Below are 12,063 nucleotides of genomic sequence, written 5' to 3'. Positions count from 1 at the left end.
GGGGTGTATCGCGATCCTAGAGAGAGCGACCTGCCCGGCGAAGCCCTGTGGCCCCATCGGCATCAGAGCTTGACTTCGATATCCACACCGCTGGGCAGGTCGAGCTTCATCAGGGCGTCGATCGTCTTGGAGCTGGGGCTGTAGATATCGATGATGCGGCGGTGGGTGCGCGTCTCGAAGTGCTCACGGGAATCCTTGTCGACGTGAGGCGAGCGCAGCACGCAGTAAATCTTGCGCTTGGTGGGCAGGGGGATGGGGCCGATGGCCGTGGCAGCGGTGTGATCGGCGGTTTCGATGATCTTTTCGCAGGACAGATCCAGCATGCGGCGATCGAAGGCCTTCAGGCGGATGCGGATCTTCTGCTGGGGGATGGAGGCGGTCATCGGAAGGGAAACGCGGGCGAGGGGCGGCAGATGGGCGGCGGGAGTGCCGCGGCAACGGGTTGTCGAGGTGCGGGGGAACCGACGGTTCCGGAAAGGGGAGCCCCACCGGGGTGAGGCTCCCTTGACCAGGCTAGATCAGCCTCACAGAACGATCTTGGACACGACGCCGGCACCGATGGTGCGGCCGCCTTCGCGGATGGCGAAGCGCATGCCCTGCTCGATGGCGACTGGGCAGATCAGCTCGGCGCTCATCTTGATGCGGTCGCCGGGCATCACCATCTCCACGTTGGAGCCGTCATCGGCGGTGAAGGCGGTGATCTGGCCGGTCACGTCCGTGGTGCGGATGTAGAACTGCGGGCGATAGCCGGCGAAGAAGGGGGTGTGGCGGCCGCCTTCCTCCTTCTTGAGCACGTAGACCTCACCCTCGAACTTGGTGTGGGGCTTGATGGAGTTGGGCTTCACCAGCACCATGCCGCGCTCGATGTCCTCCTTCTGGATGCCGCGCAGCAGCAGGCCGACGTTGTCGCCCGCCATGCCCTCGTCGAGCAGCTTGCGGAACATTTCGACGCCGGTGACGGTGGTTTCCCGGGTGTCGCGGATGCCGACGATCTGCACGGTCTCGCCCACCTTCACCTTGCCGCGCTCGATACGACCGGTGGCGACAGTGCCCCGACCGGTGATCGAGAACACGTCTTCAACGGCCATCAGGAAGGGCTTGTCGATCTCACGCTCGGGCTCGGGGATGGCCTCGTCGACCGCATCCATGAGGTCGAGGATCTTGTCGACCCACTCGTCCTCACCACGGACGGCTTTCTTGCCGGCCTGGATGTACTCGAGGGCCTTGAGGGCGGAGCCGGCGACCACGGGGATATCGTCACCGGGGAAGTCGTAGCTGCTCAGCAGCTCGCGCATTTCCAGTTCGACGAGTTCAAGGATCTCCTCGTCGTCGACCATGTCCTTCTTGTTGAGGAACACGACCAGCGCCGGCACGCCCACCTGCTTGGCCAGGAGAATGTGCTCCTTGGTCTGGGCCATGGGGCCGTCGGTGGCGGCCACCACCAGGATGGCGCCGTCCATCTGGGCGGCACCGGTGATCATGTTCTTGACGTAGTCGGCGTGGCCCGGGCAGTCGACGTGGGCGTAGTGACGCTTTTCGGTCTCGTACTCGACGTGGGCCGTGTTGATCGTGATCCCCCGCTCCTTCTCCTCAGGGGCGCCATCGATCTCGTCGTAGGCCTGGGCCTTGGCCATGCCCTGGGACGCCAGCACGTTGGTGATGGCGGCGGTGAGGGTGGTCTTGCCGTGGTCAACGTGACCGATGGTGCCGATGTTGACGTGAGGCTTGTTCCTCTCGAACTTCTCGCGTGCCATGGAAGGAAAGAATCGGGGGGGTGGGTTGGATGGAAAGAAAGATCAGGAATTGCCCTGATTCTTGGAAATGATGGCTTCCGCCACATTGCGAGGAACTTCCTCGTAATGGCTGAACTCCATCGAGAAAATACCCCGACCCTGGGTCATGGATCGGAGCTGGGTGGCATAGCCGAACATTTCGGCCAGCGGCACCTTGGCCTGGACTTTGGACTGACCGTCGTCGACGGACTGTCCTTCGACCTGACCACGGCGGGAGGAAAGGTCGCCGATGACCGAACCGAGGAAATCCTCGGGGACCTCGACCTCAACCTTCATCATCGGCTCAAGCAGTACGGGATTGCACTTCTTGACGCCGTCCTTGAAGGCCATGGAACCGGCGATCTTGAACGCCATCTCCGAAGAGTCGACGTCGTGATAGGAGCCGTCCACCATGGTGACCTTGACATCGATCATGGGGAAACCGGCAATCACGCCGGACTGGCAGGTTTCCTTCATGCCGGCTTCCGCCGGACCGATGTACTCCTTGGGAACGATGCCGCCAACGATCTTGTTGACGAACTCGAACCCTGAACCCGGCTCGCCGGGCTGCATTTCGATCACCACGTGGCCGTACTGGCCCTTGCCGCCCGTCTGGCGGGCGAACTTGCCCTCACCCTTGGCACTGCCGCGGATGGTTTCCCGGTAGGACACCTGGGGGGCGCCGATGTTGGCCTCCACCTTGAACTCCCGCAGCATGCGGTCGACCAGGATCTCCAGGTGCAGTTCGCCCATGCCGGCGATCACCGTCTGGTTGGTTTCCGGATCGGTGGACACCCGGAAGGTGGGGTCCTCCTCGGAGAGGGACTGCAGGGCCTTGCCGAGCTTCTCCATGTCGCCCTTGGTCTTGGGCTCCACGGCCACGGAGATCACCGGTTCGGGGATGAACAGGGATTCCAGGATGATCGGGTCGGAGTCGACGCAGAGGGTGTCGCCCGTGGTGGTGTCCTTGAGGCCGAGCACGGCCCCGAGATCACCGGCCCGCAGTTCGTCCACTTCTTCGCGCTCGTCGGCCTTGAGCAGGATGAGGCGGGAGATGCGCTCCTTCTTGTCCTTGGTGGAGTTGAGCACGTAGCTGCCCTTCTGCAGGACCCCGCTGTACATGCGCACGAAGGTGAGCTTGCCGTAGGGGTCGGCCATGACCTTGAAGGCCAGGGCGCTGAAGGGGGCGTTGTCGTCGCAGGGGCGGGTGGCTTCGCTGCCGTCCGCCAGCAGGCCGTGGATCGGGGGCACGTCGACGGGGGCGGGCAGGTAGTCGACCACTGCGTCGAGCACCAGCTGGACGCCCTTGTTCTTGAAGGCGGAGCCGCAGAGGATCGGCACCATGCCGTGCTGCAGCACCCCGAGGCGGATGCCGCGCATCAGCTGCTCCTGGGTGAGCTCACCGTTCTCGAGGAAGGCTTCGATCAGCTCTTCGTCGGTTTCGGCCACCGACTCCATCAGCTTCTGGCGCCATTCCGCCGCCTCGTCCTGCATGTCGGCGGGGATCTCCTCTTCGAGGATGTCGGTGCCGAGATCATTGGTGTAGATGACCGCCTTGTTGCGCACCAGGTCGATGATGCCCTTGAGATCGCCTTCGGCACCGATCGGCAGCTGGATCGGCACGGCGTTGGCCTTGAGGCGGTCCTTGATCTGCTCGTAGACCTTCAGGAAGTTGGCACCGGTGCGGTCCATCTTGTTGACGAACACGATCCGGGGCACGTTGTAGCGGTCGGCCTGGCGCCAGACGGTCTCCGACTGGGGCTGGACGCCGCCCACGGCACAGAACACGGCGACCACACCATCAAGCACGCGCATGGAGCGCTCGACTTCAATGGTGAAATCGACGTGGCCGGGGGTGTCGATGATGTTGATCCGGTTGTCCTTCCAGCTGGTGGAGATGGCGGCCGCGGTGATCGTGATGCCACGCTCGCGTTCCTGCTCCATCCAGTCGGTGACGGCGGCGCCATCGTGCACCTCGCCCATCTTGTGGACCACACCGGAATAGAACAGAATCCGTTCGGTCGTGGTGGTCTTGCCCGCGTCAATGTGAGCGGCGATACCGATATTTCTGACGCGTTCCAGGGGGTAGGCGCGGGCCACGGGAAAGTTCTCCGGGGGTGGGTCGACAAAAAACGGGCGTAACTCTACAGACCGGTGATCGCTCAGGTCTGGGGGAACCGGATCAGCCCAGGGATCCGGCCCCCGGGGCCGCTCAGTAGCGGTAGTGGGCGAAAGCCTTGTTGGCTTCGGCCATCTTGTGGGTTTCCTCCCGCTTGCGGACGGCACTGCCGGCCTCGTTGGCCGCGTCCATCAGTTCGCCGGCCAGTTTCTGGGCCATGCTGCGGCCGTTGCGGGCCCGGGAGAAGTTGACCAGCCAGCGCAGCGCCATGGCGGTGCCCCGCTCCTGACGCACTTCCATCGGCACCTGATAGGTGGCGCCGCCGACCCGGCGGGCCCGCACTTCCACCAGGGGGGTGGCATTGCGGACCGCCGTCTCGAACAGGTCGAGGGGGTCGGCGCCGGTGCGCTCGTTGATCAGGGTGAAGGCATCGGACAGGATGCGCTGGGCCGTGGACTTCTTGCCGTGCTTCATGAGCCGGGCCACGATCATCGAGGCCAGGCGGCTGTTGAACTGGGGATCCGGCAGGACCGGGCGCTTCTCGGCGGCGTTGCGGCGGGACATGGAACGGAGGGAGAAAAGGCGGGGGAGGAGGAGATCGGCCGCGGAGAGCCGGGGGCGCGAAGGCTCAGGCCTTCGGTGTCTTGGCGCCGTACTTGGAGCGGGACTGGCGCCGGTCCTTGACCCCGGAGGTGTCGAGGGTGCCGCGGATGATGTGATAGCGGACACCGGGCAGATCCTTGACGCGGCCGCCGCGGATCAGAACCACCGAGTGCTCCTGGAGGTTGTGGCCGATGCCGGGGATGTAGGCCGTCACCTCGAAGCCGGAGGTCAGGCGCACGCGGGCCACCTTCCTCAGCGCCGAGTTGGGCTTCTTCGGGGTGGAGGTGTACACCCGGGTGCAGACGCCACGCCGTTCGGGGCAGGCGCGCAGGGCGGGCGACTTCGTCTTGCGGGTGAGACGCTGCCGCTCGGTGCGGATCAGCTGCTGAATAGTGGGCATCGAGGGCCGGGTGCTGCTCGGTGGGGACTTCTGGGTGGACAGGTCGGACGTCCGACCGTATCGACAATCCGACACCTTACTTCGTCGTCGTCCCGCTCAGTTCTCACGGCTGAAGGCGGCCCCGCAGGCGCAGCTGCGCACCCCCGGACCGGAGCGCACCAGGAACCCCCCGCCGCTGAGGTCCCCCCGGTAATCGAGCTGCAGTCCCTGAAGCAGGGGCAGCTGGTCTCCGGGGGAATAGAGGGTGATGCCGTCGGCCCGGGCCACGGGGATGCCGGAGAGGTGGCCCGGGCGCAGGCGGATGGCCCAGGCCTCGCAGGCACCCTCCAGCAGCTCCAGGTGCATCAGCCCGGGGGTGCCCGCCACGGCTGCCTGCCGGCAGAGCTCGGCGGCGGCGGCGGCGGTGAGACGGAGGCTGTGGCCCCTGGGCACGGCAAGGAAACGAATCGGACCAGTCTGCCAGTGGTTCCGTTCCGTCCCGGGAATCAGTCGCCCAGCAGCCGGCCGGCCGGCCCCAGGCTGGTGGCCGCTTCGCCTCCCCCGATGGGCACCAGGCCCAGGCCGTTGTGGACCGAGCCGGCCACGCCGCGCCCCTTGACCCGGTGGCTGCCGCCCATCACCAGGCCGGTGGAACTGCCCCCGTCGAGGTTGAGGGCGTCCACCAGCCCCATCTGCTGCAGCAGCCAGGCGGTCTCGGCAAGGGTGGGCCCGGCGCCCCCACCGGCCCCCTCCAGGGTCACCAGCCACAGCAGGGTGCCGTCGCTGCCCACCACGGTGCGGGGGGCCCCCTGGCCCAGGAAGGCGGCCCCGAAGCCTTCGGCGGCGCCGTTGAGCACGATGCGGCCGTTCTGGAGCAGCAGCGGTCCGCCCCCCATCACGGAGGAGGCGTTGCCCACCGGATCGCTGGGCCGGCTCTCGATCCGCAGCCGATCCCCTTCGCTCCAGGGCAGGTCGGCCCCGCCCCGGGCGACCACCAGGGTCTCCTCCGGCCGCAGCGGCAGCCCCGCCGCCAGTTCGGCGCTGCCGATCCGGCGCTGCACCTGGCCGCCGCTCAGCAGCAGACCCGTTTCGGAGCCGGTCAGGGCCTGGTACAGCCGACCCCACTCGGCCGTGTAGCGGCTCAGGCCCCGCTGGGCCAGGCCGCTGTTCACGGTCAGCAGCGGCAGGCGCTGGCCCCGGTCGTCGCTGATCCATTCCTCCAGGCGCAGGCGGCCGAAGCGGGGCAGGCTGCGGGGCTCCCAGCCCACCACGCCGCGGTTGAGGATCGGCCCGGACAGCCAGCGGCCCTGGTCCCGCAGGGCGCCGAGGGGAAGCCGGCGCACCCGGTTGAAGAAGCCGCCGTTGATCGCCACCAGGGCGTCCTGGCGCTGGGCCAGGGCCGTCAGGGAGCTGAGCCCGGCCATGCCGTCGGGGCGGCTGAGGGTGCGCAGCTCCAGGGGACCGCTGCGGGGATCGACGCGGACGGCGTTGACCAGGACCCGGGTGCCGCCCACGCTGCGCACCTGCTGGTCCCAGCGCAGCTGGGAGCCCAGCATCGCCAGCAGCCGCGGATCGATCGGGGCCGGCGCCTCCGGCGCCTCCGGCGCCGTGCCGACGCTGCCGGCCCCCTGGGGCAGATCGATCACCACCCGGGCCGGACCCCCCAGGGTGAAGGTGCGCAGCGGGGCGGCGCCGCCCGGCACCGCCAGGGTCAGGTCCGCCCCGACGGCCCCGCTGCGCAGGCCCCGCGCGGTGAGCTGGGCCAGCTGGTCGGGCCGGCTGAGCAGGGCCAGCTGCAGGCTCCCCTCGCTGCTGCGCACCAGGGTGGGTCCGTCGAGGTCCAGCACCACCCGGCGGACGCCGGCCTGCTCCGAACTGCGCACCTGGAGCAGCCGCGGCGCCGGCAGACGCAGCTCCAGCCGCTCGCCGCGGCGCTCCACCGTCACGCCCATGTCCAGAAGGAGGCCCGCCACGTCGACGGCCACCTCATCCGCCAGGGACCGCTGCTGCGCCGGGGGCACCACCAGCTCCCGGCCGAACCACTCCAGCGCCAGGGCGCCATCGGGCCTGGAGCGGCTGCTGAAGCCCAGCTGGCCTTCGAGCACCTCGAGCGGCAGCCACAGGGCCTCCGGCCGGCGCGGGTCCTCGCCGCTCCAGCGCCAGGCGGCCTGCTGGCTGCGGCCGTTGAGCGTCAGCCCGGTGCCGCCGACCTCCGCAGCGGGGGCCCCCCGCATGGCCCCGGGCCGGCTGGCGCGCGGCGCCGGCAGCTCCGGCAGGGCCGGGGGGATCGGCGGCGGGGCTGCCCTGGTGACCGGGGGAGCTCCGATCAGGACCAGCAGGGCCAGGGTGATCGGCAGAGTCCTGGCCATCGATGACGTCCTGCTCCTGAGGCAAAAAGTTAGTCCCACCGCTCCCGGGTGGGGGCGGCTGCCTAGGATCGATGGCTCGCCCTGTCGTTGCGGACACGGCTGCTGCACGGGTGACACGGCAGCTCCTCGGCAGGTCCCCCCTGCCGGCGTCCTTAGGCTTGATCCCTCCAAGCCCGTTCCAGCTCCGTCTCAGCAGCCCCAACCTGGCCTATGTCCTCCTCCGTCCCCGTCTGGCCCCACCGCGACAGCTCCACCCCAGGCCCTGGCGAGACGGATGCCTGTGGGGTGGGTTTCCTGGCCCACCTCGAGGGGGTTCCCAGCCACTGGGTGCTCCAGCAGGCCCTGCGGGGCCTCCGCTGCATGGAGCACCGGGGCGGCTGCGGCGGTGACGGCGACTCCGGCGACGGGGCCGGCCTGCTGACCGCGATCCCCTGGAGCTACCTGGAGGCTGTCTGGCCGGCGGCCGCCGCCTCCACGGCGGTCGTGCGGGGGCTGGGGATGCTGTTCCTGCCGTCGGACCCCGAGCGCCGCGACCAGGCCCGGCGGATCTGCGATGAGGAGGCCGAGCGCCTCGGGCTGCTCAGCCTGGGCTGGCGGGAGGTGCCGGTGGTTCCCGAGGTGCTCGGTCCCCTGGCGCGGGAGAACGCCCCGGCCATCGAGCAGTGGCTGCTGGCCGCCCCCGATGCGGTGCCCGGCGTCATGGCCGACGTCGACGCCCTCGAATCCCTGCTGTTCCGCCTGCGGCGCCGCGCCGTCGACCGGGTGCGGGAGGTGTGGGGGGCCGACACCACCGATCTCTACTTCGCTTCGATCAGCGCCCGCACCGTCGTCTACAAGGGCATGGTGCGCTCGGAGGTGCTCGACGCCTTCTACGCCGACCTCCGGGACGAGCGCTTCAGCGTCGCCTTCGCGGTGTACCACCGCCGCTTCAGCACCAACACCCTGCCCCGCTGGCCCCTGGCCCAGCCGATGCGCCTGCTGGGCCACAACGGCGAGATCAACACCCTGCTGGGCAACATCAACTGGGCCCGGGCCGCCGAATCCCATCTCGAGGCCGTCTGGGGGGATGCCGCCCGCGACCTGCGGCCCCTGGTCAACGCCGCCTTCAGCGATTCGGCGAACCTCGACGCCACCCTCGAGCTGATGGTGCGCAGCGGCCGGCCGATCACCGACAGCCTGCTCACCCTGGTGCCGGAAGCCTTCCGCGACCAGCCCGAACTGGACGAACGGCCCGCCATCAAGGCCTTCTACGAATACAGCGCCTGCCTGCAGGAGCCCTGGGACGGCCCCGCCCTGCTGGTCTTCAGCGATGGCCGCATGGTGGGGGCCACCCTCGACCGCAACGGCCTGCGGCCGGCCCGCTACTGCATCACCAGCGACGGCTACGTGGTGATGGGCTCGGAAACGGGCGTGGTGGAACTGGAGGAGTCCCGGATCATCGAGAAGGGGCGCCTCGGCCCCGGCCAGATGCTGGCCGTCGACCTGGAGCAGCACCGGCTGCTGCGCAACTGGGATGTGAAGGAGGAGACGGCGGCCCGTCTCCCCTATGCCGGCTGGTTGCTCGACCATCGCCGCAGCCTCTCCCCCGGCGCCTGGGAGCAGGAGCGCACCCTCGGCGAACTGGAACTCCTCCAGCAGCAGACCGCCTTCGGCTTCACCGCCGAGGACCTCGATCTGGTGATCGAGGACATGGCCGGCCAGGGCAAGGAGCCCACCTACTGCATGGGCGACGACATCCCCCTGGCGGTGCTCTCCTCCAAGCCCCACCTCCTCTACGACTACTTCAAGCAGCGCTTCGCCCAGGTCACCAACCCCCCGATCGACCCGCTGCGCGAAAAGCTGGTCATGAGCCTGGAGATGCACCTGGGCCGGCGCGGTTCGGCCCTGCGGCCCGATGCCTCCGGCGCCGCCGTGCTGCACCTCACCACTCCGGTGCTCAACGAGGCCGAACTGGAGGATCTCGGTTCCCACGGTCTCGGCGTCACCACCCTCTCCACGCTTCTGACCGTGGCCAGCGGGCCCGAGGGGCTGGAGCAGGCCCTGCATCGGCTCTGCTTCGAGGCGGAGGCGGCCGTGCGCAGCGGCTCCCAGATCCTGGTGCTCTCCGACCGCACCGGCGGCGGCATCAGTGCCGGCACCATGGCCATCCCCCCCCTGCTGGGGGTGGGGGCCGTGCATCACCACCTGCTGCGGCTCGGCCTGCGTCTGCAGTGCTCCCTCGTGGTCGACACCGCCCAGTGCTGGAGTACCCACCACCTCGCCTGCCTGATCGGCTACGGCGCCAGCGCGGTCTGCCCGTGGCTCACCTGGGAGACCACCCGCCACTGGCTGGTCCATCCCCGCACCCAGTCGATGATCGAGCGGGGCAAGCTCCCCCGACTCGACGCCAACACGGCCCAGGCCAACGTGCGCAAGGCCCTGGAGGAGGGGCTGCGCAAGATCCTCTCCAAGATCGGCATCTCCCTGCTCGCCAGCTACCACGGCGCCCAGATCTTCGAAGCCATCGGCATCGGCGCCGATCTGATCGATCGGGCCTTCACCGGCACCACCAGCCGGGTGGCCGGGCTCAGCCTGCAGGACCTGGCCAGCGAAACCCTGGCGTTCCACACCAAGGCCTACCCGGAGCTCAACCGCACCAAGCTGGAGTTCATGGGCTTCGTGCAGTACCGCACCGGCGGCGAGTTCCACCTCAACAACCCGGAGATGTCCAAGGCCCTGCACGCCGCCGTCGCGGCGGGCCCCGGCTACGACCACTTCTCCACCTACCGCACCCTGCTGGAGAACCGTCCGGTCACGGCGCTGCGGGATCTGCTGGAGCTGCGTCCGGCCCCGACGCCCCTGCCGATCGAGCAGGTGGAGAGCGTCGAGAGCATCTGCAGCCGCTTCTGCACCGGCGGCATGAGCCTGGGGGCCCTCTCCCGGGAGGCCCACGAGGTGCTTGCGGTGGCGATGAACCGCATCGGCGGCAAGAGCAACTGCGGCGAGGGCGGTGAGGATCCCGCCCGGTACCACCCCCTCCACGACGTCGACGGCGAGGGCCATTCCCCCACGCTTCCCACCCTGCGCGGACTCCGCAACGGCGACAGCGCCTGTTCCGCCATCAAGCAGATCGCCTCGGGCCGCTTCGGCGTCACCCCGGCCTACCTGCGCAGCGGCCGCCAGCTGGAGATCAAGGTGGCCCAGGGCGCCAAGCCCGGGGAAGGCGGCCAGCTGCCCGGCCCCAAGGTGGACGCCTACATCGCCTGGCTGCGCAACAGCAAGGCGGGCGTGCCGCTGATCTCACCGCCGCCCCACCACGACATCTATTCGATCGAGGATCTGGCCCAGCTGATCCACGACCTGCACCAGGTGAACCCCGCCGCCCGGGTCTCGGTGAAGCTGGTGGCCGAGATCGGCATCGGCACCATCGCCGCCGGTGTGGCCAAGGCCAACGCGGATGTGATCCAGATCTCCGGCCACGACGGCGGCACCGGCGCTTCGCCGCTGAGCTCGATCAAGCACGCCGGCAGCCCCTGGGAGCTGGGGCTCACCGAGGTGCACCGGAGCCTGCTGGAGAACGGCCTGCGGGACCGGGTGCTGCTGCGGGCCGACGGCGGCCTCAAGAGCGGCTGGGACGTGCTGATCGCCGCCCTGCTGGGGGCCGAGGAGTTCGGCTTCGGCTCGGTGGCCATGATCGCCGAGGGGTGCATCATGGCCCGCGTCTGCCACACCAACAACTGCCCGGTGGGGGTCGCCACCCAGAAGGAGGCCCTGCGCAAGCGCTTCACCGGCCTGCCCGAGCACGTCGTCAATTTCTTTGTCTTCGTGGCCGAGGAGGTGCGCCAGCTGCTGAGCGTGCTGGGGGTGGCCCGCCTCGAGGACCTCATCGGCCGCACCGATCTGCTGGCGCCCCGTGCCATCCGCCTCACCAAGACCAACGCCCTCGATCTCTCCTGCCTGCTTGATCCCATCCCCGCCGCCGCCGACCGCGGCTGGCTGCGGCACGACGATGAGGCCCACGGCAACGGCCCCGTGCTGGAGGACGCCCTGCTCGCCGACCCGGAGGTGCGCGCCGCGATCGACGCCCACGGCCATGTCGTGCGCCAGCTGACGATCGTCAACACCGACCGCAGCGTGGGGGCCCGGCTGTCCGGCGAGATCGCCGCCCTGCATGGCAACACCGGCTTCCAGGGGGGGCTCTCCCTCAGCTTCCACGGGGCCGCGGGTCAGAGCTTCGGCGCCTTCGTGCTCCAGGGCATGGACCTGCGCCTGGTGGGCGAGGCCAACGACTACGTGGGCAAGGGGCTCAACGGCGGCCGCATCACCGTGGTGCCGCCGGCCGCCGTCCGTGACCCCGGCGCCCAGGTGATCCTCGGCAACACCTGTCTCTACGGCGCCACGGGCGGGGAGCTGTTCGCCCTCGGCCGGGCCGGCGAGCGCTTCGCCGTGCGCAACAGCGGCGCCCGCACCGTGGTGGAGGGCGTCGGTGACCACTGCTGCGAGTACATGACCGGCGGCGTGGTGGTGGTGCTGGGCAGCACCGGCCGCAACGTGGCTGCCGGCATGACGGGCGGTGTGGCCTTCCTGCTCGACGAGACCGGAGGTCTGGCGGCCCGCCTCAACCCCGAGTCGGTGGCTCTGGTGCCCCTCACCACCCCCGAACAGGAGGGGCTGCTGCTGCCCCTGCTGGAGGCCCACCTGCAGGCCACCGGCAGCGCCAGGGCGGCGGCGATCCTGGCGGACTGGCCCACCTGGAGGGCCCGCTTCCGGGTGCTGGTCCCCCCCAGCGAGAAGGCCACGGTGGGTCTGGCGGAACGGGAAGTCGTGGCGGCCTGATCAGGG

8 protein-coding genes are annotated in these 12,063 nt (G+C 69.4%); 1 reads left to right on the top strand and 7 read right to left on the bottom strand.

Annotation, left to right across the window (positions count from 1 at the left end):
* Positions 1-62 precede the first annotated feature (62 nt).
* From rpsJ to L107_RS16125, 7 genes are all read right to left on the bottom strand, one after another.
* Positions 63-383: a 30S ribosomal protein S10 gene (rpsJ, locus tag L107_RS16155; RefSeq protein WP_015109452.1), complete on the bottom strand. Its 321-nt coding sequence runs from the start codon at positions 381-383 to the stop codon at positions 63-65.
* A 141-nt stretch (positions 384-524) separates the two neighbouring features.
* Positions 525-1,754, bottom strand: coding sequence for an elongation factor Tu (gene tuf, locus L107_RS16150; RefSeq protein WP_159820462.1), 1,230 nt, complete (start codon positions 1,752-1,754; stop codon positions 525-527).
* Positions 1,755-1,796: 42 nt separating this feature from the next.
* Positions 1,797-3,872 carry an elongation factor G gene (gene fusA, locus L107_RS16145; RefSeq protein WP_159820460.1) on the bottom strand — a complete coding sequence of 692 codons (2,076 nt, stop codon included), beginning with the start codon at positions 3,870-3,872 and terminating at the stop codon, positions 1,797-1,799.
* A gap of 112 nt (positions 3,873-3,984) precedes the next feature.
* Complete coding sequence (rpsG, locus tag L107_RS16140; RefSeq protein WP_015109449.1) at positions 3,985-4,455, bottom strand: 30S ribosomal protein S7; 471 nt, start codon at positions 4,453-4,455, stop codon at positions 3,985-3,987.
* A 64-nt stretch (positions 4,456-4,519) separates the two neighbouring features.
* Positions 4,520-4,894 (bottom strand): 30S ribosomal protein S12, encoded by a 375-nt coding sequence (rpsL, locus tag L107_RS16135; protein ID WP_015109448.1) that lies wholly within the window; start codon positions 4,892-4,894, stop codon positions 4,520-4,522.
* A 96-nt stretch (positions 4,895-4,990) separates the two neighbouring features.
* Entirely contained in the window at positions 4,991-5,326 is a 336-nt protein-coding gene (locus tag L107_RS16130; RefSeq protein WP_159820458.1) for an AIR synthase, read from the bottom strand.
* A gap of 53 nt (positions 5,327-5,379) precedes the next feature.
* Positions 5,380-7,242 (bottom strand): phosphodiester glycosidase family protein, encoded by a 1,863-nt coding sequence (locus L107_RS16125; protein ID WP_159820456.1) that lies wholly within the window; start codon positions 7,240-7,242, stop codon positions 5,380-5,382.
* Positions 7,243-7,452: 210 nt separating this feature from the next.
* Between L107_RS16125 and gltB the strand changes: the two genes are divergently transcribed.
* Positions 7,453-12,057, top strand: a complete 4,605-nt coding sequence (gltB, locus tag L107_RS16120; RefSeq protein ID WP_159820454.1) for a glutamate synthase large subunit — start codon at positions 7,453-7,455, stop codon at positions 12,055-12,057.
* Positions 12,058-12,063: the final 6 nt, after the last annotated feature.

This window comes from Cyanobium sp. Copco_Reservoir_LC18 (assembly GCF_009834675.1).
In the GTDB taxonomy this organism is placed as follows: Bacteria; Cyanobacteriota; Cyanobacteriia; order PCC-6307; family Cyanobiaceae; genus Cyanobium; species Cyanobium minutissimum.
Note: the sequence above shows the minus strand (reverse complement) of the source record. Positions and strands in the feature narration are given on the sequence as shown.